The organism is Mesorhizobium sp. URHB0026 (genome assembly GCF_054059755.1).
In genome coordinates this window covers 2,905,362-2,927,619 of sequence record NZ_JBSSCN010000001.1, presented here as the reverse complement: position 1 = coordinate 2,927,619, position 22,258 = coordinate 2,905,362, and the positions used below count along the sequence as shown (strand labels likewise).

Annotated in this window: 30 protein-coding genes; 13 read left to right on the top strand and 17 right to left on the bottom strand. The window is 61.3% G+C overall.

What is annotated here, in order from left to right; genetic code table 11:
• Positions 1-50: 50 nt before the first annotated feature.
• Positions 51-347, bottom strand: a complete 297-nt coding sequence (locus ACVWWD_RS14400; RefSeq protein ID WP_352546869.1) for a hypothetical protein — start codon at positions 345-347, stop codon at positions 51-53.
• Between the two features lie 187 nt (positions 348-534).
• On the opposite strand from ACVWWD_RS14400, the gene ACVWWD_RS14395 reads away from it, so the two are divergent.
• A complete protein-coding gene (locus ACVWWD_RS14395; protein WP_023771243.1) occupies positions 535-699 on the top strand; it encodes a hypothetical protein in 165 nt (54 codons plus the stop codon).
• 58 nt (positions 700-757) lie between these two features.
• Here the strand turns inward: ACVWWD_RS14395 and ACVWWD_RS14390 are convergent, their stop codons facing one another.
• The 5 genes from ACVWWD_RS14390 to ACVWWD_RS14370 form a co-directional block, all read right to left on the bottom strand.
• Positions 758-1,189, bottom strand: coding sequence for a hypothetical protein (locus ACVWWD_RS14390; protein WP_352546866.1), 432 nt, complete (start codon positions 1,187-1,189; stop codon positions 758-760).
• Between the two features lie 211 nt (positions 1,190-1,400).
• Entirely contained in the window at positions 1,401-2,150 is a 750-nt protein-coding gene (locus tag ACVWWD_RS14385; RefSeq protein WP_352546864.1) for a metallophosphoesterase family protein, read from the bottom strand.
• Positions 2,143-2,952 carry a nucleotidyltransferase family protein gene (locus ACVWWD_RS14380; protein ID WP_023771246.1) on the bottom strand — a complete coding sequence of 270 codons (810 nt, stop codon included), beginning with the start codon at positions 2,950-2,952 and terminating at the stop codon, positions 2,143-2,145. Before ACVWWD_RS14380 ends, ACVWWD_RS14385 begins: the two co-directional genes overlap by 8 nt.
• A 289-nt stretch (positions 2,953-3,241) precedes the next feature.
• A complete protein-coding gene (locus tag ACVWWD_RS14375; RefSeq protein ID WP_023771247.1) occupies positions 3,242-3,844 on the bottom strand; it encodes a general stress protein in 603 nt (200 codons plus the stop codon).
• 21 nt (positions 3,845-3,865) lie between these two features.
• A complete protein-coding gene (locus ACVWWD_RS14370; protein WP_023794697.1) occupies positions 3,866-4,609 on the bottom strand; it encodes a DUF4142 domain-containing protein in 744 nt (247 codons plus the stop codon).
• Positions 4,610-4,859: 250 nt separating this feature from the next.
• Between ACVWWD_RS14370 and ACVWWD_RS14365 the strand changes: the two genes are divergently transcribed.
• Together ACVWWD_RS14365 and ACVWWD_RS14360 are read left to right on the top strand one after the other, a co-directional pair.
• Entirely contained in the window at positions 4,860-5,114 is a 255-nt protein-coding gene (locus tag ACVWWD_RS14365; RefSeq protein WP_023771249.1) for a DUF982 domain-containing protein, read from the top strand.
• A gap of 70 nt (positions 5,115-5,184) precedes the next feature.
• The gene (locus ACVWWD_RS14360; protein WP_023771250.1) at positions 5,185-5,502 is read left to right on the top strand and encodes a hypothetical protein; all 318 of its coding nucleotides are present in this window, start codon (positions 5,185-5,187) and stop codon (positions 5,500-5,502) included.
• A gap of 35 nt (positions 5,503-5,537) precedes the next feature.
• Here ACVWWD_RS14360 and ACVWWD_RS14355 read toward each other — a convergent pair whose 3' ends face one another.
• Genes ACVWWD_RS14355 through ACVWWD_RS14340 form a run of 4 tightly spaced genes read right to left on the bottom strand, consistent with a single transcriptional unit; the run spans position 5,538 to position 7,847 of the window.
• Positions 5,538-5,873, bottom strand: coding sequence for a hypothetical protein (locus ACVWWD_RS14355; RefSeq protein WP_352546860.1), 336 nt, complete (start codon positions 5,871-5,873; stop codon positions 5,538-5,540).
• Positions 5,873-6,232, bottom strand: coding sequence for a hypothetical protein (locus ACVWWD_RS14350; protein ID WP_015319130.1), 360 nt, complete (start codon positions 6,230-6,232; stop codon positions 5,873-5,875). Before ACVWWD_RS14350 ends, ACVWWD_RS14355 begins: the two co-directional genes overlap by 1 nt.
• A complete protein-coding gene (locus ACVWWD_RS14345) occupies positions 6,232-7,452 on the bottom strand; it encodes an NRAMP family divalent metal transporter (RefSeq protein ID WP_352546859.1) in 1,221 nt (406 codons plus the stop codon). Before ACVWWD_RS14345 ends, ACVWWD_RS14350 begins: the two co-directional genes overlap by 1 nt.
• Positions 7,449-7,847 carry a hypothetical protein gene (locus tag ACVWWD_RS14340; RefSeq protein WP_352546857.1) on the bottom strand — a complete coding sequence of 133 codons (399 nt, stop codon included), beginning with the start codon at positions 7,845-7,847 and terminating at the stop codon, positions 7,449-7,451. Before ACVWWD_RS14340 ends, ACVWWD_RS14345 begins: the two co-directional genes overlap by 4 nt.
• A gap of 320 nt (positions 7,848-8,167) precedes the next feature.
• Here ACVWWD_RS14340 and ACVWWD_RS14335 point away from each other — a divergent pair, with 320 nt between their 5' ends.
• Complete coding sequence (locus tag ACVWWD_RS14335) at positions 8,168-8,302, top strand: hypothetical protein (protein WP_023771254.1); 135 nt, start codon at positions 8,168-8,170, stop codon at positions 8,300-8,302.
• Position 8,303: 1 nt separating this feature from the next.
• Here ACVWWD_RS14335 and ACVWWD_RS14330 read toward each other — a convergent pair whose 3' ends face one another.
• From ACVWWD_RS14330 to ACVWWD_RS14315, 4 genes are all read right to left on the bottom strand, one after another.
• Positions 8,304-8,531: a hypothetical protein gene (locus ACVWWD_RS14330; RefSeq protein WP_023771255.1), complete on the bottom strand. Its 228-nt coding sequence runs from the start codon at positions 8,529-8,531 to the stop codon at positions 8,304-8,306.
• Between the two features lie 258 nt (positions 8,532-8,789).
• The gene (locus tag ACVWWD_RS14325) at positions 8,790-9,008 is read right to left on the bottom strand and encodes a hypothetical protein (RefSeq protein ID WP_023794700.1); all 219 of its coding nucleotides are present in this window, start codon (positions 9,006-9,008) and stop codon (positions 8,790-8,792) included.
• Positions 9,009-9,330: 322 nt separating this feature from the next.
• Positions 9,331-9,555 carry a hypothetical protein gene (locus tag ACVWWD_RS14320; RefSeq protein WP_352546855.1) on the bottom strand — a complete coding sequence of 75 codons (225 nt, stop codon included), beginning with the start codon at positions 9,553-9,555 and terminating at the stop codon, positions 9,331-9,333.
• A complete protein-coding gene (locus tag ACVWWD_RS14315; protein ID WP_023771258.1) occupies positions 9,552-9,818 on the bottom strand; it encodes a hypothetical protein in 267 nt (88 codons plus the stop codon). The genes ACVWWD_RS14320 and ACVWWD_RS14315 overlap by 4 nt, the downstream gene beginning before the upstream one ends.
• Before the next feature lie 353 nt (positions 9,819-10,171).
• Between ACVWWD_RS14315 and ACVWWD_RS14310 the strand changes: the two genes are divergently transcribed.
• From ACVWWD_RS14310 to ACVWWD_RS14300, 3 genes are all read left to right on the top strand, one after another.
• A complete protein-coding gene (locus ACVWWD_RS14310; protein WP_031240530.1) occupies positions 10,172-10,957 on the top strand; it encodes an SDR family NAD(P)-dependent oxidoreductase in 786 nt (261 codons plus the stop codon).
• 123 nt (positions 10,958-11,080) lie between these two features.
• Positions 11,081-12,259 carry a zinc-dependent alcohol dehydrogenase gene (locus ACVWWD_RS14305; RefSeq protein ID WP_352546854.1) on the top strand — a complete coding sequence of 393 codons (1,179 nt, stop codon included), beginning with the start codon at positions 11,081-11,083 and terminating at the stop codon, positions 12,257-12,259.
• Between the two features lie 132 nt (positions 12,260-12,391).
• The gene (locus ACVWWD_RS14300) at positions 12,392-12,631 is read left to right on the top strand and encodes a hypothetical protein (RefSeq protein ID WP_352546853.1); all 240 of its coding nucleotides are present in this window, start codon (positions 12,392-12,394) and stop codon (positions 12,629-12,631) included.
• A gap of 23 nt (positions 12,632-12,654) precedes the next feature.
• Here the strand turns inward: ACVWWD_RS14300 and ACVWWD_RS14295 are convergent, their stop codons facing one another.
• Together ACVWWD_RS14295 and ACVWWD_RS14290 are read right to left on the bottom strand one after the other, a co-directional pair.
• Complete coding sequence (locus ACVWWD_RS14295; protein ID WP_023782365.1) at positions 12,655-13,029, bottom strand: response regulator; 375 nt, start codon at positions 13,027-13,029, stop codon at positions 12,655-12,657.
• Positions 13,026-16,166 (bottom strand): CheR family methyltransferase, encoded by a 3,141-nt coding sequence (locus ACVWWD_RS14290; protein ID WP_051410196.1) that lies wholly within the window; start codon positions 16,164-16,166, stop codon positions 13,026-13,028. The genes ACVWWD_RS14295 and ACVWWD_RS14290 overlap by 4 nt, the downstream gene beginning before the upstream one ends.
• Positions 16,167-16,235: 69 nt before the next feature.
• Between ACVWWD_RS14290 and ACVWWD_RS14285 the strand changes: the two genes are divergently transcribed.
• Both ACVWWD_RS14285 and ACVWWD_RS14280 read left to right on the top strand, forming a co-directional pair.
• Positions 16,236-16,463 carry a hypothetical protein gene (locus tag ACVWWD_RS14285; protein ID WP_156939358.1) on the top strand — a complete coding sequence of 76 codons (228 nt, stop codon included), beginning with the start codon at positions 16,236-16,238 and terminating at the stop codon, positions 16,461-16,463.
• 4 nt (positions 16,464-16,467) lie between these two features.
• Complete coding sequence (locus tag ACVWWD_RS14280) at positions 16,468-17,064, top strand: response regulator (RefSeq protein ID WP_023782367.1); 597 nt, start codon at positions 16,468-16,470, stop codon at positions 17,062-17,064.
• A gap of 148 nt (positions 17,065-17,212) precedes the next feature.
• Here ACVWWD_RS14280 and ACVWWD_RS14275 read toward each other — a convergent pair whose 3' ends face one another.
• Positions 17,213-17,485: a hypothetical protein gene (locus tag ACVWWD_RS14275; RefSeq protein ID WP_023771266.1), complete on the bottom strand. Its 273-nt coding sequence runs from the start codon at positions 17,483-17,485 to the stop codon at positions 17,213-17,215.
• A 215-nt stretch (positions 17,486-17,700) separates the two neighbouring features.
• On the opposite strand from ACVWWD_RS14275, the gene ACVWWD_RS14270 reads away from it, so the two are divergent.
• The 4 genes from ACVWWD_RS14270 to ACVWWD_RS14255 are packed head-to-tail and all read left to right on the top strand — an operon-like array spanning position 17,701 to position 22,257.
• On the top strand, positions 17,701-18,807 hold the full coding sequence (locus tag ACVWWD_RS14270; RefSeq protein WP_023782368.1) for an NAD-dependent epimerase/dehydratase family protein: 1,107 nt from the start codon (positions 17,701-17,703) through the stop codon (positions 18,805-18,807).
• Positions 18,804-19,883, top strand: coding sequence for a GDP-mannose 4,6-dehydratase (locus ACVWWD_RS14265; protein ID WP_352546851.1), 1,080 nt, complete (start codon positions 18,804-18,806; stop codon positions 19,881-19,883). The genes ACVWWD_RS14270 and ACVWWD_RS14265 overlap by 4 nt, the downstream gene beginning before the upstream one ends.
• Positions 19,880-21,172, top strand: a complete 1,293-nt coding sequence (locus ACVWWD_RS14260; RefSeq protein WP_023782370.1) for a TIGR04295 family B12-binding domain-containing radical SAM protein — start codon at positions 19,880-19,882, stop codon at positions 21,170-21,172. The genes ACVWWD_RS14265 and ACVWWD_RS14260 overlap by 4 nt, the downstream gene beginning before the upstream one ends.
• A complete protein-coding gene (locus tag ACVWWD_RS14255) occupies positions 21,157-22,257 on the top strand; it encodes a glycosyltransferase family 4 protein (protein WP_352546849.1) in 1,101 nt (366 codons plus the stop codon). Before ACVWWD_RS14260 ends, ACVWWD_RS14255 begins: the two co-directional genes overlap by 16 nt.
• The last annotated feature ends 1 nt before the right edge of the window (position 22,258 follow it).

Below are 22,258 nucleotides of genomic sequence, written 5' to 3'. Positions count from 1 at the left end.
TCAGGTAGATTGCGCCATCGCCACCCGCACGAGCGCCAAGGCTCTCCCGCTCAGTCGAGCCTCAAATATTGGCCCGTTGTGTCGGCATGGGAACGGCCCAGATCCGTGGGCGTTGCAAGGCCATGATCTAGACTATTCGCGCGGGCTCTCCAGCCGATGGCTCGACCCTGATCCGCCACTATAGAGCACTCTGGGAAAGCCATGGTGTCGATGCGGCCAATATCAAAGGCGACGCCGAGGCGGTGACCGCGGATTTCATAAAATCGGGCCGCCGAAACAACGAACTGGCGACCTTCCTTGCCGAAGCCGATGGAATTTCCCTCGGCTCGCTGGCTTGCCAGATCCAATATCTTCCCTACCCCGATGTCGCATCGTCCAGCCAAGATACCTGATCATGGCGGTGGTGGCGATCGGCCTGTGGCAATAGCGGGGCGTCTGGACCCCCTGGGTGACGGGAACCGATCGCCGGTCAGCGCCGCGATCCAAGCGGAACGGATCGTCTCCTTGCCGGTTGTGGAGGAAAGGAGATTTCCAATGTCTGACGGTATCATGTGGCTAATCGTCGTCGCCGGCGGGCCAGCGCTGCTGATCATACTGATCGCCTATGTCCTGGTAACCCGCCGTAACCGTGGTCCGGTTGAACGCAGGGAAAGCGACCGCGCTACCGACCAGCTCTACCGCGAGGACGATCGGCGATAGCTTGCGCATTGGGCGGTGTAGGAGGTCGTCGCGGACATGCAACGACCTCCCGCTGGTCTCACCGCATCAAGCACCGCCTCAAGAATGCAAAGAGCCTGTTCCCGCTGATCGTTGCACGGACCCGAGCCGCGGCCCATCGTGCTTTCATGGTGGCACCGACGTGGCAATCACAGACAATGTCGTGGAGTTGCCAGTCGCTCAATTCGAAGAAGCGCTTTGCCTCGCCATATGTGTCGTCACCCAGACCCGATGCACGCAAGATCGGGTCTTCGAAGGCAACCGCGAGTGCCGATCCTTCCCCACGTGCGATGGCGCGTGCTTCAGGACGCAAATGTTCCGTGCCGGTTAGCGCACCGAGGCATCGTTCGGGATTTTCCTCGAGAAGTTCAGCCCAACGCGCGATGCGTTCATTACGTGTCATTACCGAAAACGGCGCCAGCGGCTCAATCCTGGCGACGGTTTGGAGCTGGTCGAGTGTCTGATGTTTCATGGTCGGCTCCTGTCTGAGAGGGAGAAGCACCCACGCCTTCTGAAGAATTATCGCCCGGCGGGGCTTCGACAAGACGGAGGTTTGACGAATTCGCCACTGGCGACGAACTCCAAAATGATATCACCGGGAAACAACCGTGGTCAGCTCGCACTACTGCGCCGCCACTTCCTGGCGGAGCCTTCAAACTGAATGCTCGCACGATGCCGTGGCGTCAGAGTTCCAGCAAGGCATAGGGGCGGCCGTTCGGTTTGGCCACGTGCATGGCGACGTTGTAGACCTTGGCGCCCCCAGGCGTTTGGCCTTCGTAGGAGCCGCGATGCGCGTGACCGTGCACGACCGCGCTGACCTTGAACCGATCGATCGTCTCGGCAAGGCGTGATGAGCCAAGAAACGGAAATATCTCCAGCGGTTCACCCTCGACGGTCTCAGCGATCGGCGCGTAGTGGAGGACCACGAGCGTCCGCTTCGCCCGCACCTGGCGCATCGCGTTTTCGAGCCGCATCGCCTCGTTGACACTTTCCGAGACCATCGCCTTGATCGTGGGTTCGCCGAAGGAGCCGAGCATGCGCGATCCGAAGCCGCCGACGAACCCTTTCACGCCGACGAAGCCGACCTCCTCGATTTCGACCGCATGGCCGTCGAGAAGGTGAACATGCGCCTGGCGCAGGATGTTTGCGACGTCGTCCACCGCGCCGGATTCGTAGTCGTGATTGCCGAGCACCGCCACTACCGGGATCGAGCAGTTACGCAGGTCCTCGGCGAGCATCTCCGCCTCACGAGGCTTGCCGAGATTGGTGAGATCTCCCGTCAGGACGAGAATCTCGGCTTCCCTGGATATCTCGCCGAAGAGATCGCGATACGAGGTTCGGGGATCTTCCCTGACATGCAGATCCCCCATGGCGGCAACTTTAAGTGTCCGTGCGCTATCCTTCGGCGCGACGTTCTCCAGGCGCTCAGGCATCACGAAAATCCCCCACACCTCCGACGCCGGCGAAGCCCCATTCCTTGACATCAATCTCGTAGTCGGATTGCGACAGCAGCCGCCCGCGGCAGATCTTCATCCTGGGGGACGGCAATTGCCGTTGCTTTGCGAGGCGGTCGAGCAGTTCATCGAGGAGCCATGCCGGGATGTGATCGCGCTCGCTTGGGTAAATCCATCTGAAGTTGATGAGCTGCATCAGCAGGACCTCCCAATGAACCTCCAGATAGGAAAGCAGCCGGTGCCAATCTATCTGGTCGTGTGCCTTGAGGATCGTGTGGGCGATATCGGCGCCGTCGTGCCGGCCCCTGTCTTGAATGAAGCATTTGGACCAGATGAGTTCGGTCGGTCCGATGATCCGCACACGGCTGCCCAGCAACTCGATCTGTCGGGCATGTTCCAGCCATCGATCGCCGACAGGCATCATGCCGTTGGCCGATCCGAAGATGACGTCGAAGAAATGCCTGCCCTTGAACACCTTGCCAAGCCACCGGTCGTCCTCGATTTCGACGGCATATCCAAGCTCCTTGAAATGGGCGAGGATCCGCGCGTAGTCACCGGCCTTGCAGAAGATATCGAGATCCTTGGTCTGGCGAGTGACGCCGGTATAGGCGCTTACCGCATAGGTTCCAGCAACCAGAAAGGGAATGTCCGTGGCGGTGAGTTCGCGGATCGCTTCCATGTAGAAAACTTCCGCCCCGGCGTGCTTAAGGGTCGGCGCCGCCTTTGCATTGATCAACGGGAGCGAAACCAGAACGTTTTCGCGTGATCGATCCGTGGTCATCAATGATTGCTCCTAGCCCGCCAACCGACAAGTCGGCCGCTGGGACAACAACGTCGACCCCTCCATGGTTCCGCCTTGCGGGCGGGGTGTCCGGTTGGTCACGGAGCGATCCGTTCTGAGCGGCGGAGATTCCGCAGGGAATATGGCCTCAAATGCGATCGAACCCAACCCGATACCCTCGAGATGGGTTCGATGGTGCTTAAACGCCGCAAAGCGCCCCGGCATAGCGCGGCAAGATCGATTTCCGCGATCTCGTCGCTGCGTGCCAGTCAGAGGAACGTGAGCGCTTTCAGGGTCGATTGATTGCGCGTCCGCCGTCGCGATCGATCTCGCCCGGCACGTATTCGCCAGCATTGGCATCGAAGCCGGTCCAGCCATCGGCCTCGTACGATCTGCGGCGTTCGGCCAGGTCCACCGATCGGGATTGCCCCAAAATCTCCTCGGCATTCGGCACAAGTTGGTCCTCAACCCTAGCCGTCACCAAGGTACCGCCGCGGCGTACACCTTCCGCATAGACGTGTGCATCGCGCTCGGGCACACCCGACTCCGTCAGACCGCCGATGATGCCGCCGGCCGCTCCACCAGCCACGGCACCGGCAACCGCGCCGGCGGCGGTGGCGGCGAGCCATCCGGCCGCGACCACCGGGCCAACACCCGGAATGGCCATGACGCCCAATCCCGTGAGCAAGCCCCCGGCGCCGCCGATCACGGCTCCGATTCCGGCACCGCTGCCAGCGTCTTCAGCGGCCTCCGAACGATTTGTGTCGTACCAGTCATCCGAGTTGTTGGCGACGATGCTGATATTGGAATGTGGGACTCCCGTCGCCTCAAGCTCGCCGACCGCATCGGCCGCGTCGTCATAATTGTCGAACAGTCCAGTTACCGTCTTCATGTGATTTCTCCTGATCCACGCTCACTTGCTTGCGGCAACGATGTTGCCCTGGTAGTCGAGCCCGACGTTTAGGTTCTCGCCTCCCTTGGCCGCTTGGCCACGCCAGATGCCCTGATCGTCCTTGGTCAGCTTCGATACGTTCGAATATCCCGCATTCTCGATCCGGCTCTTGGCCTGGGATTCGGTGAAGCTGTTTGCGCCGGGGACAAGAGCGGCGGCGTTGGCAGTGTTGTCGGTCTTCACCGCCGGCGTTGTCGCTCCCGTAATGGAATCTTGCCCGGCGGCGATCTTTTCGATCGCCTGCTGGTGCATCTTCAGCGTGCCGACCGTTTGCTGGGCAAAAGTCTTGAGCGCGGCGTTGTCACCCCCGCTTGCATAATCCTCGAACAGCTTGACGGCTTCGTCATGCGCCTTGCGCTGCGCGTCGACATAGGCCGGATCAATCGGCCCCTGCCCGTTCTTGAGCTTATCCAGATCGCCCTGATGCTGAGCATCGAGCGCTGAGGGCACCTTCAGTTTTTGTTCACCGGCGACCGCTTGCAGCTTGGCGTTGGCGGCGCCGTGGTCCCGGATCATCATCTGGGCAAAATCCTTGACGCGCTGGTCCTGGGCCTTGCCCAAGGCAATCTGACTCGAGTCCACTTCAAACTTGCCGCCGACGGCAGCCTTGTCGACAAAATCCTGGGCGCTGTCGGCCGCGAAGGCAGGCATTGCGAGAACCGTGGAAGCAACCGCGAGGGATGCGAGAAGGTGTCGTGTTTTCATTGGCTTTGTCCTTGTCAGTGAGCGAATTTGCGCTGCGTCCTAACAAGCCAAGATGCGCTTTGTTCCGCTCTCCAAGCCCCATGCACCAGACCCCGGCAGAGCCAGAAAACCATGGTGGAGACGAGTGGCTCAGGCGTCGTTATTCCAAATTCCAACGCCAGGTGCACAGGAACAAATCGACCGTCGCGGCGTTAGAGGCCGTCCGCGGAAGGGCTTCGTGGAGCAACAGGGGAAGGTCTTGGAGGGGCGGGTGCGCACAGGCCATTTCAGAAAGCCGATCGTCATTCAGCCTGGCCGCATAGACCGCGACAGGGTTGTGGTCTCTGTGTCCGATGCCGCCGAAGTGCTGCTGCGGGACTGGCCGAAGCCGACCTCGGAAAGGCGTCTTGCGGCCATCAAGGCCTGCCTTGCGGTCATGCGTGGCGAAAAGCCTCCAAGGGTTGCACGGCAGGCGTTCATCGTCGCGGCCAAGGACGCCAGGATTCTGCTCGGCGATCAAATTTAGCCCTTGGGCCCATGTGCACCGCAGCCGCTGATTTGGTAGAGCCTGGTTCGAACGAGAGGTCAGTGCCAAGATGTCAATTCCTACACCGGTCTCTGCCAGAGGCGAGATCCAGTCGGGAGAGACGCAGGACAAAACGCCCGGCTTCGATCCTGCCGTTGCTCCGATGGAGACCGATGCCGAGGCGGCGGACACACAAAATCCGCCCCCAACAGAGCCGCCACGTTCCCGCCGGCCGAAATTCGAAAATGAAGCCAGCTTCGCCAACGCGATGCGGCCGGTCGAAGGCGAGCCGGAACCGCGGCCTCGCAGCAACTGGCCGCTGTTGGTCGTTGCAGCCGTCGTTTTGGTAGCGGCCGCGGTTTTCCTGGCGGCGAGCATGCTACGGTGACGGTGACAAGGTCTGCGAGGAAGCGCGGCGACGGCCTATTCGGGAAGATCGGGTGCGCTCTTCATACCGGGAAGTTCGGTCATCGGGCACAGCAGGCGCGGCCGCGCAGGGTTAGAGATGTCGAGCTTGTCCCAGGGGATGCGGTATAGGCCACCGCGACGGCGGAGCCTAAAAAGATCGAGCACGGCCACGCCTATGGCCGAGGCCGAAAGACGCTCGAAAGCAGCGTAGACGCCGACATGGAATTCGGTAACGACGAAATCGTCGCCATCCGGTTCGGCGCGGATTTCCTCGATATAGCCGATGCTCTTGCCCCGCTGCGAAAGCACGCGTCGCCCAGCCAGATGTTCGAGATTGACGATGGTCATCATCAAGCTCCCGGAATGCGTCCGATGACATGATCGCGCAACCAGTCCTGCCAGGCGAAGATCGTCGTCCGACGCACATCGATATCGAACTCGATGTCGACGCCGATATCCTTCACCTTGTGCCAGGCGATCCGATGCGGCTCGCCATGGCGCTTACCACCCAGCTTTGCCGCGAGTTGCGCCATCCATCGTCCCGGCCATGTGCCAAGGCGACGCGCCAAAGTGATGGAGCCGAGTTCGATCGCGACGATTCTTGGGGGCTTGCCCTGGCGCAATTCGGCCACCAACCCGTCGACCTTGCCGATTTTGACCTGGCGGCGGTCGACCACCTGCTTGTCCAGGAGATCACGCAGCAACTCCATCAGGTGCCTCCGAATATCTGCAGCGGGATCGTCACCACGGCCAGCACAAAGCCGAGCGCGATGATGAAGATGACCGCGGCATTCGAGAGAATGCCGTTGCGATGCTCGCCGACGTAGCGTTCGTCGTTCAGCAGAAACAGGAATGGAACCACCGTCAACGGCAGGCTGGCAGCCGTCAGCGCCATGGAAAATATGGTGAGCCTCAACGGATCGACACCAAGCATGATCGGGAGGGCCGCAAGCAACAGCGATACCGTATACACGGCGCTGAAGCCTGGATCGTCGCGCGGCTTGCGGTCCTCGCCCCAGGTCCAGCCGAAACCTTGCGCCACGAGGTAACCCTGTTGCAGCGCGACTTCGAGTGCAGCGCCAAAGCAGGCAATGGCGAGAGAGGCTACGAACAGGATGAAACCCCAGAAGCCGAATACCGGGATCAGCATCAACGGCATTTGGTGATAGTCGTCGACTTGGTTGATGCCGTGCGTCGCCAGCACGAGAGCGGCCACGATCAACACGCCGATCGAAATGGTGCCGCCGAAGGTCATCCCCAGTCCCGCTATGGCCCGATTGGCGCCGAGATAGCTCTTGTCCCACTGGTCCTCGATAGCCCCCGAGGAATAGAACATGAACAGGTAGGGCGATATCGAGGCGCCGAGAATGCTGACCGCCATGAACCAGTAATTGGCGGTATCGTGGGCTGGCAGCGAAGGCACCGCGCCAGCCGCGACCGCCGTCCAATCGGGTTTCAGCATCACGGCCGCGACCACGAAACACAACGTCACCAGGCCCAGCATCGACACGCCTTTCTCGATGAAACCGAACGTGCCTTTCCAGAGCAGCAGCCATGCCAGAAAAGCCACCGGCAGAGCCCACCACTGGAAGCCTATGCCCGAGGCAAGTTCGAGTGCGATGGCAACGCCGCCGATCTCGGCGGAGAGCACCATGAGACTGAGCAGCAAGGTGGCAAGCAACGGCCACACAAAGACGTTGAAACCAAATCTCTCGCGAATGCCGTCGCAGATCGTGTGATGGCTCACCGCGGCGAACCGGCCGGCCATTTCCACCAGAAAGATGATGCAGATGGTGCCGAGGACCACGGCCCAGATCAACTGGAAACCGAAGGTTGCGCCCGCTTGGGCCGCCGTCGCCATCGATCCGACTTCGAGGAAGCCGCCAACGCTGGTAACCACGCCGAGCGATATTTCCACGAGCTTCTTCATGGCTTCGGCGCGAAATATCTGGCATAGGCGGTGGCAAGCGTGCGCGAGCCCTGCAGAAGATCCTGCCTTGCGTTTTGGACCTCCGCTCGACTGTCCGCCTGCAATCCCGCCTCGGCGCGAGCCACCGCGGCCGACAGATCCTTGACCGCTGCCGCCAAAGCAGATTGCTCGGCGGGTTCGGCCGTCCCGGCCGATCGGATTTGTGCCTCGGCGTCGGCCAGGGTCTTGCCGGTCGACCGCAGCGTGCCGGATGTGTATGCGAACGGCGCCGCCCCATCCATCCAGGCATCGAGCACCATCGATACGGTCTGTGCCGCGGAGGCCACCGTTTGTGATTGCTGCTTGATCTGGTCGGAAGACGAGCATCCCGCCAAGACGCCCGTGAGCAACAGCACGCACAAACAACTCAGCCTGGGATAAGGGCCACTAAAGGTCAAAGCCCGCGTTTGATGCGCCACGAGACTGGTCTCCCCGAGCCGATGGAAGTCGCGGTCGGCGTGAATTGATCTAGAGCGCCCGGTTTGCCCGTCAATCAAACGCCACCGCTCGGACAGGCGCCGACCGCGGGACATGAGGACCAGCGACAGTGGCCCGCAGGCCACGACAGAACCAATTCAAGCGGAACAAAGCATCGATTGTGGGATTGGAACAGGGGGAAAGTGGCGACCCGTCCTGATCGTCGACGTGATGGGCTGCTGGCACAGAGGATTCCGCAATGCCTCGTCTGATAGTCTGGATAGCCATCGTGGCAGTCGTCGTCATTGCGGCTTGGTTGTGGTTCGGCAGCCATAGACCGAGCAACGATGGCGGCAGCCAGCCCGCGCCCCACGCGATCGACCAGAACGGCTAGTTCAATCCTGCTCTGTTGGGTCTGTAGGGTTCTCGATCCTGTATTCGTGGACCAGGCCAAGAACCTGTTTTCTCACTGTCTCGCGCGCTTCGGGCTGAATGAAAACCATCAGCTGGTCGACGGTTTCAACGACGGGCCGCGGCAGGTCCGCAACTGCGTCGGTGAGCTCGCTGCCATGTTCATACATGTTGTCCGTCAGCTTCTTGTCCAGATCGGAAAGTATACCCATCACCAAGCTCCATAGCTTTTGCTCTCCATCCTGATAAAGGTCAGTCCAGCGGAGATGTTCCGAGAAGCACGCAATCTCCTGTCGTCGGTCCGATATGCGAAGCGCGAGCCAGAGCCAGTGGGAAAAACCAGCGGCCAACCAGACCGGGAGCAGAAGAAGCGTCAGGCACAACACGGTGGATGACAGACAACGCCCTCGGCTGTGATATGAAGGACGGCGGGACTGTTGACCAAGTTGCGGCTGTTGGCGAGCGGTGAATCACTGCTGCCCCGGCATCTCGGTATTTTCCTTGGGGTCTTTCTTGACTCCCGCGGCCGGTGAGGTGTCGGCCGGAGCGTTGCCGCCCTGGTTCTGTTCAGGCGCTCGTTTCAGGGGCGAGGTGCGCCACCCCATATCGACGTAGAGAAAGCCGATCAGGAAACCGACAATTATGACCCCGGCTATCACCAGCGAGAGTAGTGCGTTGCGTCGTTCCATCCTGCGGCTCCCTTAGCCTGCCGAACAGCCAATGACGAAAATAGTTCCACAGCCAGGTGGCACCGAGGCCGGGCACCGGCCGTCGCCCCAGCAGCGTGGCAACTTAAGGGATCGAGCGCGGCCGGGTCGCGCCAGCGCCGCGCGCTTCGCGAGCTCCGGAAGGTCAAGGAGGCGCGAGGTTTGAAATTCGCATTCGCAAGAGCGTCATGAAATCTGCCGTTGCCGATCTGTCGAAACCAGACGCGGCGTCGCTTTGCTGTCGGCTCATGCGCGACTTACGACTCTCGCCGGCGTTACAACCCGACAAGCAACAACGCTGCCCCTAACCACCAGACGGCTTCGGTAATGCCGGTTGCCTCGGCTGCGTGCCTTGCTGGTCCCCGCCGGTACTGGACTGCGGTGTCGGATTGGTATCCGTGGTTGGATTCTTGTCGACCGGCTGGCTGTTCATCGTATCCGTCTTGGATTTGACGGGGTCGGCATTGTTGTTGCACGCCGCCAAAACGAGCGACGCCGACGCCGACCAAATCAACCACATCGCTTTCATACTGACTTTTCCTGGATGAGTTCGGGTGAAGCAGCCTGCAAGGATCCTATCCGGTCGAACCGGATGGAAAGCCCTTGTTTGACGGCACTTTTAGCCAGCAAATGATCCAGCTCGCTATCGTCGATGGGGCTGCGAACCACCTGACGAATGGCCTTGCACGCCAGCTCGGTCGAGACGAAATCATATCTCCTGCTTCTGGCGGATACATATTGTTCGACCAGCATCTTCACGCGCCTGAGCGCGATTTCATCGGCATATCGCATTTCGTTTCTCCTGCGGCCGAACTGCCGAGTGTGTGGGTTGTTCCCAGATGAACTCAAGACATGACCGCCAAGCTCGTGAGAAAGCCCGCGCCTCCCGGCAGGGGAGCGCGCGGGCTGATCAGGCTGAGGGGAACCCGATCGCGCGGCGTCAAACAAGGGGAGCGACGACGCCGCACGACACCGAACATGGATCGACCTCAGTTGTTCCACTTCGCCGTCCCCGAGTCGTTCGCGCCTGAACGCGCCAAGGGAGTCGACTGGCATGGTCCTCCGGCAGCCAGCATTTCGATCTGGTCCACGCGGAACAATCAGGGACCCCGCTGGTTCGGCCAGAACGGTTTTCGGAGGACATGATGACCAATGCAAAGCTGGCCGTGGTGACGGGCGCATCGAGCGGCATCGGCAAGGAACTTGCCAAACTATGCGCCAAGGACGGCTATAACCTTATCATAGCCGCCGACGAGCCCGCGGTCCAACAGGCGGCCGAGGCTCTGGCTTCGCATAATGTGACTGTTGAAGCCATCGAGGCAGATCTGGCATCCGTCGAGGGCGTCGATCAACTCATCATGCAGATCGGCGATCGCGACGTCGACCTTCTGTTCCTGAACGCCGGACGCGGACTCGGCGACGGCTTTCTCGACCAGGATTGGCAGAAAGTTCGCCGGGTCATCGACACCAACATTACCGGCACGGTCTACCTCGCGCATGAACTCGGCGCCAGGATGGCTCGCCGCGGCCGTGGCCGAATTCTGTTCACCGGATCGATTGCCGGCTTCATGCCCGGCACTTTCCAGGCGGTCTACAACGGCACCAAGGCGTTCATCGATTCCTTCTCGATCGCACTGCGCCATGAGATGCAGGACACCGGCGTCACAGTCACGGTGCTGATGCCCGGGGCGACGCAGACGCGGTTCTTCGAACGCGCCGAAATGATGGATACAAAGGTCGGCACCGATGAGAAGGACAATCCGGCCGACGTCGCCAAAACCGGCTATGAGGCGATGATGGCGGGAGAGGAACAAGTGATCAGCGGCTGGAAGAACAAGTTGCAGGTCGCCGCCGCGCATATCACCCCGGCAGGCACGCTGGCCGAACAGCACCGCAAAATGGCCGAGCCGGGTTCGGCGTCCAGAGACTGATCTCTTCCTGTCCGCGAACGCAGGCCCTTTGTGAGTATCGCAAGATAATCGTCGGTGGCAGCCCACTTCGGCTGAACGATGAATTTGCCGACACCTCAAAATAGTCAACGCAGGAGCAACACGATGAAAGCCCTCACATGGCACGGCAAAGGCGATATACGCTGCGATCAGGTGCAGGATCCGTCCATCGAGGATGACCGTGACGTCATCATCAAGGTCACCTGCTGCGCCATTTGCGGCTCGGACCTGCATCTGATGGACGGCTACATGCCGACCATGGAATCGGGCGACGTGCTTGGACACGAGACCATGGGAGAGGTCGTGGAGGTCGGCCGTGGCCATTCCAAGTTCAAGAAGGGCGACCGCATCGTGGTGCCGTTCAACATTTCGTGCGGCGAGTGCTGGTTTTGCCAGAAGGGGCTGTTCTCGCTTTGCGATCGGTCCAATCCCAATGCCAAGCAAGCGGCGGAGGTGATGGGACAATCGCCGGCCGGCCTGTTCGGCTATTCGCATCTGGTCGGCGGCTATTGGGGCGGCCAGGCCGAATATCTGCGCGTTCCATTCGCCGATGTCGGCCCGATCAAGGTGCCGGAAGGCATGGATGACGAGCAGGTGCTGTTTCTTTCCGACATCTTTCCGACCGGCTACATGGCAGCGGAGAACGCCGGCATCGAGCCCGGCGACACGGTCGCGATCTGGGGCTGCGGTCCGGTCGGCCAGTTCGCCATCCAGAGCGCATGGATGCTCGGCGCCGGTCGCGTAATCGCGATCGACAAGGTTCCGGAACGATTGGCCATGGCTCGCGAGCATGGCAAGGCCGAGACACTCGATTTCAGCAATTCAAATATCTACGACGCCCTGATGGCGATGACCGATGGCCGCGGGCCGGATCGCTGTATCGATTGCGTGGGCACCGAAGCCGACGCCGGCGCCAGTGCCGACTCCATGCTCGACAAGGTCAAGGCGGCTGCCTTCCTCGGCACCGACAGGCCACATGTGCTGCGCGAAGCAATCTACTGTTGCCGCAAGGGCGGCACCATTTCGATCCCCGGCGTGTATATCGGCCTCGTCGATCATATCCCCTTTGGCGCCGCGATGAACAAAGGCCTGACGTTCCGTATGGGCCAGACCCATACGCAACGGTATCTCGAACCGCTTTTGGCCAAGGTCCAGACCGGCGAGATCGACCCGTCCTTCGTGATCACGCACAGGGCCGGCCTCGAAGCCGGGCCTGATCTCTACAAGACGTTTCGCGACAAGCAGGACGGCTGCATCAAGGTGGTCATGCGGCCGCATGGGTGAGCCGTTCATCGGCACGAGAACCGTTTCGTCTTCGCTCGTGCCCTCCCGTTGACGGCGTCGGTGCCGTCGCGGTCGCGGAACTTTCAATCTTGCCGATGATTGAGATCGTTTCGTGCAAGGAAAGGAACCATCATGGCCAAGGAAGATTCTGCCTCGAAACCCGCCGTCCGGTCACCGAACGCCGAGGGCCTGCCGCACCCAAGGAGGGATGCCAGCGACACGGATGCCGGTGCAAAACCGCTGACGCCAAAGACCTCGGGCGCGTCGCGTCCGTCGAGCGTTCCATTGGACAATCCGGTCGCCAACCGAAATGCCGGTCGGCCGCGCCAGGCGAGCACCACGCCCCGGCCCACCGACAAGCCGCTGGATTGATCGCGACGGGCTGGCTCTTTAGATCATGACGACTTCTTGGCGCGAAGCGACGCCAGGTCGGCCACGGCAGTGAGGATAGCCGCTTCGCTTGCGGGTTTTGCCACGAATTTGCAGTTTCGGAACCGGGCGGGAAGATCGCCCTGCCCATATCCCGTTACGAACGCGAAAGGAGTGCCGCGAGCCAGCAATATCTCCGCGATCGGCAGGCTCGTTTCGGCGTTAAGTTGAACGTCCAGCAATGCCATGTCGACCTTGTCGGCCTCGACCAGCCGAAGTGCGGCGGCAACGGACGAAACAGGCCCGACCACAGGATAGCCCGCTGCACGCAAGTCAGACGCGACGTCCTCCGCGATCAGCCACTCGTCCTCCACCACAAGAACGCGAGGTCTGTCGCTCACGGCGCGTCCTTGTGGTTTGCCGAAAAAGCGATCTGGACATCGAGGCCGTCCTTGCGGAAGGAGGTGTCGACCTGGCCGCCGAGCCTGTAGCCGATTTCCCCCTTCAACAGGTTCAGGCCGAAGCCGTTGTTCAACGGCTCCTTGACTGGAGGGCCGTCCTTTTCGCGCCAGCCAAGCGTGAAATTATCGCCATCCATCGCCCATCTGACGCCGATCCTGCCTCGAGGCTTGGACAGGGCGCCATACTTGGCCGCATTGGTTGCCAGTTCATGGATGGCCATGCTGAGGGAAAGTCCCTGTTGCGGGCCGAGTCTTACGTCGTCGCCATCGAGTTCGATCCGTTCGATGCCGAACGGCTCGAGTTCCTGGTGGAGCAGTTCCTTGACCGAAGCTTCTTTCCACCTCTCGCGGGTCAGCAGTCCGTAGGCCCGGGACATGGCATGCAGCCGGCCGATCAAGGCCTCCGCGAACTCTTCCTTTGTATCCGAACTGTCCCGCGTCCGGTTGGCGATGCTGGCGATCACCGCCAGCATGTTCTTGACGCGATGGTTGAGCTCCGAGATGAGCACCTGCTGATGCTCTTCCGCCCGCGCCAGGGTGGTAACGTCGACAAGTGTCACCACGACGCCCTGTATCCTGTTGCCCTTGTCCCGATAGGGATTGATTCGGACCATGTGAAACAGACCCCTGGAATCGCGCGCAAGATGGTGGTTCAGGATCTCGCCTGTCTCGAAAACCTTGTCGATGTGCTGCTTCAACTCAGGATAGTCGAGTTGGCTCGACAGATCCGTCAGCGGCCGGCCGACGTCGGAGGGGCGCAGACTGAAGAAGGATGAGGCCGCCGGCGTGAAGGTCCGCACCACAAGACTGCGATCGAGAAAAATGGTCGCGATGTCGGTGCTTTCGAACAGATTGCGCAGATCGCTGTTGGCGTGATCGAGCTCTTCTATCTTGCTGGTCAACTCCGCGTTGATCGTGTTGAGTTCTTCGTTCAGCGACTGCATCTCTTCCTTGGACGCTTCAAGCTCCTCGTTGGTGGATTGCGCCTCTTCGTTGACGGAGACGAGTTCCTCGTTCGACGATTTCACCTCTTCGAGGGCCGTCTCGTATTCCTCTATGGTGGATTGAAGACGCTCTCTTGTGTCTCGCAGTTCCCGCTCGAGATCGGCGGTGCTGTCGCTGTCACGGCTGCCATCGTCCTCATCGGACCGGGCCATGGTCGGGCCAGACGGCTCGAAGAGGACAAGGTAAAGCGGCTCACCATTGCCCCTCTCGGCGAGCGGTTCGATCGTCAGCCTGATCGGTTGGACGCGTTCGTCGTCTTCCTCGACGGCGAGGTTGTCCCGCACAACAGTGCGGCGTGTCGTCGTCGCCTCCCTCAATGCGGCGCGCAGGTCCAACCGAAGCCCGCGGCGCGCCATCGTCAGCAACTGCCGGCTGGGGATGCCTTGCGGCGCTTCGAGGTATCTGCCGGTCCTCGCCGAATAGTAGACGACGTCGCCTTCGGCGTTGACGAGGACATGCGGCGGCGCGAACCGCTCCAGCACCTGCGCCTCGACAGCTTGGCGCAGCGGATATCCGATCGTGCCCTTCTTCAAGCCAGCGGTTTCGGCGGGAAAGACGCCGGAAGGGACATCCCCAATAAGGGCCGGCAGCCTGATATGTGGCGAGGCATGCTCCCGTGCCTGGAAGAGGCGATGTTTCTTGTCGACGGTGGCAAACAGATTTTCGTGCTGCCCGACGCTTTCGGACGTGCCGAGGAAAAGATAGCCACCCGGCTTCAGCGAATAGTGGAAGACAGGAAGAACGCGGCTTTGAATGGCCGGGCCGAAATAGATCAGCAGGTTGCGGCACGAAACCAGATCCATGCGCGAAAAGGGCGGATCGCGGATGACGCTATGCGGCGAGAAGATGCACAGTTCCCGGATCTCGTTGCTGATGACGTAGCTCTCGCCATCGCCGTTGAAAAACCGCTGTTTGCGCTCCGGGGAAAGACCCTGCATCAAGGCTTCGGGATAGCGTGCCGCGCGCGCCACCGCCAGGGCCGGCTCGTCTATGTCGGTGGCGAATATCTGGACGCGCGGAACGGCAGAAAGCGTTTCCATGTGTTCACGCAGCAGGATGCCGATGGAGAACACCTCCTCGCCGGTGGCGCAGCCGGGAACCCAGACCCTAACCGTGTCGGTCGCGGTCTTGCCCTCGAACAGCCTCGGGATAATCTTTCGTTCCAGCAATTCGAAGGCATCGGGATCGCGAAAGAAGTTAGTGACATTGATCAGCAGATCGCGAAACAGGTTCATCACCTCGCGAGGGTCCTTCTTCAGCCAGTCGATATAGGCGCTGATGGACTGAATCTGGGCGATCTGCATGCGCCGCTTGATCCGGCGTAGGAACGTCTTGGTTTTATAGCCTGAAAAGTCGTGGCCGGAGTGGCTGCGTAGAATGCCGTATATCTGTTCGCGGACTTTATCTATGTCGGCCGTATGGTCGTCTTCTTCGTTCGTCAGGCCGTCCAGCGTGTCGAAGCCGCGGGCGTAAGCCTCGAGCTTCGCCCCAATCTCCTCGGCGGGCACGGCAACATCGATGAGCCCGCTGGCAATAGCGCTCTGCGGCATGTCGGGATTGCGCGGACCGTAGCCGTCCGGCGCTTGCGCCACGGTGAGCCCGCCCCGCTCCTTGATGGCCTTTGCACCCAAGGTTCCATCGGAATCACCTCCCGACAGTACGACGCCGACCGCGTATTCACCCTGGTCTTCGGCGAGTGCGCTGAAGAAGATGTCGATGGGTTTGCGCTCCTGGGTAAGCCCATTGGGCCGCCGCAGGTGCAGCACGCCATTCTCGATGACCAGAGTGACGTTTTCCGGCATCACATAGACATGGTCGGGTTCAACAGCCACGCCGTCCTCGACCACCACGACAGGCATCTCGGTGTAGCGGTCGATGACCTCGTGCAGCAGGCTGTTGCGCTTGGGACTGAGATGCGTGATGATCACGAACGCCATGCCGGGCCGATCGGTGATGCCCTTGAAAAACCCTTCCATTGCGGGAATGCCACCCGCGGACGCACCAATGCCGACGATGGGGAACTTGATTGATCGGGTTGTCACGGCATGTCCCCCCTTTCGCCCGACCGACATGAAGTCTCTCAAGGTCGGATCGGACAGGACACAACCATATAGCGCGCAGGGAGGATGGAACAAGTCAGCATGCATGACGTTGAACCCGATATCCATGGTGGTTCAATGACAAAACGCTCTGCTGGCCTGAAACTCCTGGCGCCAATGGTGCCGGGGGCGCCTGAATTAATCGAAGGTCTCGATGGGCCCGTCCCGGATCGCATGCTGGCGCTTGCGAAACGATTGCAGGCGGCGCTGGATGACAGGAAAGCGGAAGTGGCTTCTTTGCATCCTAAACTCCGTTCGAAGAAAGGATGACGACGTGCGCGATCTGCGGGGGTTGCATATTCTGATTGTTGAAGACGAATGGTCGATGGCGGGAGATCTTGCGAGGTTTTTCAGCAACATGGGTGCTATCATCCTCGGGCCCGCGGCTACCGTCGAGCAGGCGTCTGAACATACCGATCAAGCCGAAGCTGCGATCCTGGACGTCAATCTTAACGGCCGACGCGTGTTTCCGATCGCCGACAAGTTGATGCGCCGCGGTATCCCGTTCGTATTCTTCAGCGGCGACAACGACATCGCCATCCCCGAGCATCTCCGTTACGCCAGCAATTTGCGGAAATCCTCGGGCAGCAAGGCTGTGTTCAATGCCCTTTTTCCGCCGCAGGGGTCCGAACAAGCGGACATTTCCGTGCCCTCCCCGCCAGACGACGTTTTCACTCTTTTGCCCAAACTGCGCCTCGCGGCGCGTCTTCTGCTGGGGGACGTCAACGCATCGGACCGGCTGGTCGAGAGGACACTCGAGCAAGCGATCCGGGACGTGGACCACCGGCAGCTTGGCCAGTCCACCGAAAACTGGCTCAACGACGTCATGCGAGAAGTGGCAAAAGCCCGCGGCGCAAAGCTGATGCATTGAATTCTCCTGGGCCGAAGCCAAGGCGCTTCCCTGGGGGATTGCTGGATCGCTTTTCTGGCTCAGGGCCCGAAGCAATGGGGCCGTCGATTGTTCCAGCGAATTTCGAGATTTTCTGGGGCCCGCGGCACCGGCCGTAGGGCAGCCTTTCTCAACTCTTGCGATCACGCTCGACGAATTTGTTGAAACGGCTGGATTTTCCGTCGCTGGTCTTGGCCTGATAGAGGAAGGCCAGATCATTCTCGTCGAATATCCGGAAGAACTCGTCCCAATCGATAGGGTCGAATGCTTCCTCGGGCTCGCCAAAGTCGATCCGCAAGATGCCGCCCTCCCCCTTGGTGCGGACCACCGCCGGACGACCTTGTCGCTCCTCGGCCCATTTGCGAATTTCGTCGTGATTGGTGGTCGTCTGGGACTGCGACATTGAAATCTCCCTTGATCATCGGCTTCGCCTTTCGGCGTCACGGCGGCTGTCGAGCGCCCTAACAGCATACCGGCGGCAATGTTCCCGCATTGCGGCCCGATGGCGTTGCGCTTGCTTTCAGACGAAGCCCGCGAAGGGAACTTTGTTGAAGCACAGGGAACAAACCTTTTGCCGAAAAGTTCGGGGCGCCGAGGTCACTTGTCCGAGGAGTCGTCGTGAAACGCATATTGGTTACAGGAGGCTGCGGCTTCATCGGCCGCCACGTCACACAAGAACTCATCGCTCAGGATTATTCAGTTCGTATTCTCGACGCCCTGCTGGAGCAGGTGCATGCAGGCGAAGCAGTCGCGCTTCCCGCCGGTGCCGAACTGATCAAGGGCGACATTCGCGACCGCGAGGCCGTTGCCGAGGCGCTGGAAGGCGTTGACGCTGTCATTCATCTGGCGTCGGAAGTCGGCGTCGGACAATCAATGTACGAGATCGCGCGCTATGTCGGCACCAACGATTTGGGCACGGCGACACTGCTTGAAGCGCTGATCAAGCATCCGGTCGAAAGGATTGTCGTCGCCTCCTCGATGAGCGTCTATGGCGAGGGCCTCTATGCCACGCCCGAGGGCCAGCGCATCGACAACGCAAGGCGCAAGACGAGCGACATCAAAAGCGGACAGTGGAATCCGCTGTCGCCGGAAGGCGAACCCCTTTCGCCGCTGCCTACGGATGAAGAAAAACCGGTCGATCTCGCCTCGATCTACGCGCTGACGAAATACGCCCAGGAACGCGCCGTGCTGATCTTCGGCGAAGCCTACGGCATCGATGCGGTCGCGTTGCGCCTGTTCAATGTCTTCGGTGCCGGCCAGGCGCTATCAAATCCCTATACCGGCGTGCTGGCCAATTTCGCTTCACGTCTCGCCAATGGCCAACGGCCGATGATCTTCGAGGATGGCGAACAGAAGCGCGATTTCGTGCATGTGCATGACGTCGCCCGCGCCTTTCGCCTTGCCCTGCAGCAACGTCAGGCAAAGGGCCACGTCATCAACATCGGCAGCGGCCGCGCCTATGCGATCAGCGAAGTCGCGCGATTACTGGCGGAAGCCATGGGAGCCCCGAACCGTTCGCCCGACCTGCTCGGCAAGGCGCGCTCCGGCGACATTCGCAACTGCTTCGCCGATATCTCCAAGGCACGTGAGTTGCTCGGTTTCGAACCCGGCCTGCGATTGGAGAACTCTCTCGGGGATTTCGTTTCCTGGGTGCGCAACACGGCCGCCGTCGACCGCGGCGCCGAAATGAAGCGCGAACTCGAAGAGCGCGGGTTGGTGTCATGAGCCCGGGCGCACGCAACCGACGCGAAGCGCCGGTCGCCATCATCGGCGGCAGCGGCTTCATTGGATCAAACCTGGCCGACAGCCTGTTGTCGGATGGCGAGCCGGTGCTGGTGGTCGATAATCTCAGCCGTCCCGGCGTCGAACAGAACCTGCAATGGCTTGCCCAGAAACACGGTGGCCGTTTAACAGTCGAGACCACCGATGTGCGGGACGCCAATGCCCTGGCGCCAGTTCTGATGAGATCCAAGGCGATTTTCCATCTGGCCGCGCAGACAGCCGTCACCACGAGCCTGGTCCGGCCGGACGAGGATTTCGACATCAACCTTCGCGGCACGTTCAACGTGCTGGAAGCGGCGCGGCTGAGCGGCGAGCGCATCCCGGTGATTTTCGCCAGCACCAACAAGGTTTACGGCAGCCTCCCCGACATCGCGGTTCGCGCGGACGACGACCGCTACATACCTTGCGATAGCGCGATCCAGGCCGGCGGGATCAATGAGGCCCGCGGTCTGGATTTCTGCACACCCTATGGCTGCTCCAAGGGCGCGGCGGACCAGTATGTGCTCGACTACGCCAAATCCTACGGCATGCCCACGGCGGTGCTGCGGATGAGCTGCATCTACGGACCGCGCCAGTTTGGAACCGAGGACCAGGGTTGGGTAGCGCACTTTCTGCTCAGCGCCCTGACGGGACGGGAAATCACCATCTATGGCGATGGCAGGCAGGTGCGCGACATCCTGCACGTTTCCGATGCGGTCGCCGCCTACAAGGCCGTGCTGGACCGGATCGAGATCACCACGGGCCAGGCATTCAATCTTGGCGGCGGACCAGAAAATGCGCTCAGCCTGCGTATGCTGTTGAGCGAGATCGGCAGCCTGACCGGCCGCGAACTCTCGGTCCGCCACGATGGGGAACGGACCGGCGACCAGCCCTTCTTCGTCGCCGATACCCGCAAGATCGAGACCGCGCTTGGATGGAAGGCCCAGGTTGCGTGGCGCGAGGGCATTCGCGATCTCGCCGACTGGCTGCAGCGCCACCGGCTCGAGCCCCGCCCCGAAGCCGTGAGGTACGTCGCATGAGAATAGCCCTGGTCAACCCGTCCTGGACATATGACGACAGCATCTATTTCGGCTGCCGCCAACCGCATCTGCCGCTGGAACTCGGCTATTCGAAAGCCCTGCTCGAAGCGGCCGGCCATGAGGTGCTGATGCTGGATGGGCAATTGCAGAAGCTCGATAATTCCGGGCTCTGCGAACGCGTGGTTGATTTCGCACCGGCAATGACGGTCGTCAGCACCGCGCCGACCTATCTGTTCTGGCGCTGCGCACCGCCCGAATTGCGGGTGCCGGCCGACTTCCTCAATCGTTTGGCCGGGCGTGGCGGACGCACGGTCGCGGTCGGCCCACATGGTTCGGCGACGCCGGCGCCGACCTTGCGCAAGCTGGGCGTCGACATTGTCGTGCGGGGCGAATGCGAGGAAGTCGTCGCGGAACTTGCACGACGCGACGATTGGAGCGCGGTACCCTCGACCGCCTATCTGCGGGACGCCAAGCTGGTGTCCAACGGCGGCGTCCATGCCAGTTCTTTTGTCGATCACCCGCCGCTGGAATGGCCATCCGACTGGATTGCGGCCCATTCACACCACCATCACCGGTTCGATAACCAACAGCTTGGATTCGGCGCCGAGGTCGAGGCCTCGCGCGGCTGTCCCTACAATTGCAGCTTCTGCGCCAAGATCGATTTCCGCGATGCCTATCGCCGCCGCAACCACGAAGCGGTGGTAACTGAAATCGATCGGCTGATCGCCCAAGGTGTCGGCTACATCTACTTCATCGACGAAATCTTCCTTCCGCAAAAAGCGTTGCTGGAGGCGTTGGTCGGCCGCGATGTGAAATTCGGCGTCCAGACCCGCATCGATCTGTGGAAACCCGAGCTGCTGGAACTGCTGGGCGCGGCAGGCTGCGTGTCCATCGAAGCCGGCCTCGAAAGCCTGACGGTGGAAGGGCGGGCCATGCTGGCGAAGCGTTGCCGGCTGGGCACCGAGGAGCTTGCCGCGCTACTGGTCAAGGCCAGACGCCACGTTCCCTTCGTCCAGGCCAATCTGATCGGCGTCGTCGAGGACGATCCTGCCCTTGTCGATCACTGGCGCGCCCACCTGATCGACAATGGCGTGTGGGCCAATGAACCCGTACCGCTTTATCCATATCCGAGTTCGCCCAGCTATCGCGAGCTTTGGGGCGAACCCGACGACCTTGCCTGGGAGCGCGCCCATGACCATTACCTCGCATCGTTCCAGAAGTTCAGCGACATCCAGGAAAAGCGCCCGCGCCCGCTGGCGGAACTGGAGGCGGCATGTTGCGGACACTGACGCCACGCAAGCGCCGCATCCTGATGACCGTCGACGCCATGGGCGGAGTATGGCGCTACGCGCTTGATCTCGGCCGGGAACTGGTCAATGGCGGCGACAGCGTTGTGTTCGCCGGTCTGGGGCCGCAACCATCCAAGCAACAGGCCGAAGAGGCACGGTCTTTCGCGACGCTCATCTGGCTGAATACGCCTCTGGACTGGATGACCCGCAGCGCCGGCGACCTCGACGGTCTGCCGCTGGAATTGCGTGCGCCCATACGCGACTACGCCATAGACCTTGTCCATCTCAACGGACCGACGCAGGCCGTGGGGTTGGACGCGCCTTGCCCAGTTATAGCGGTCTCGCATTCATGCGTGACGACATGGTTCCATTCCGTCAAGGGCCAGGCGTTGGATGGCGCATGGAGCTGGCAGAAAGAGCGCAACAGGCACGGCTTCGACAGGGCAGACGCAGTCATCGCCCCAAGCCGCAGCCATGCCGAGCTGCTCGAGACCTGCTATGGCCCGATCGCACGCCTTCACGTCGTCGGAAATGCCGCACACCCGGTCCCGACAGCAGAAGCCCGCCAGCCGCTCGTCTTCGCCGCCGCCCGCTGGTGGGACGAGGGAAAGAATGTGGCGGTGGTCGACCAGGCCGCCTCGTTGACGCAATGGCCACTCTTTACAGCCGGTTCGCTTCACGGCCCGAACGGCGAGCGCGCCATCGTCAAGCATGCCGTTCCTCTCGGAGCACTGCCGCATGACGAGGTGCGCTCCTTGATGGCCCGCGCCGGTATTTTCGTGTCTCCGTCGCTCTACGAACCGTTCGGTCTGGCGGCGCTGGAAGCGGCCATGTCGGCAACGCCCCTGGTGCTCTCGGACATCCAGACCTATCGCGAGTTATGGGATGGGGCCGCGATGTTCTTTGACGGGCGCGACCCGCATGATCTCGCTGCCTGCATCAATCGTCTTTCCAGCGATGCCGGGCATAGGCGAGAGCTCGGCCACGCCGCCCTCCGCCGAAGCCGCGGGTACACGCTGGCGAGGCAGGCAGCGGCCATGCGCGATGTCTACGAAAAGGCGGCGCTGGCCGTTGCGGAGCGCTGAT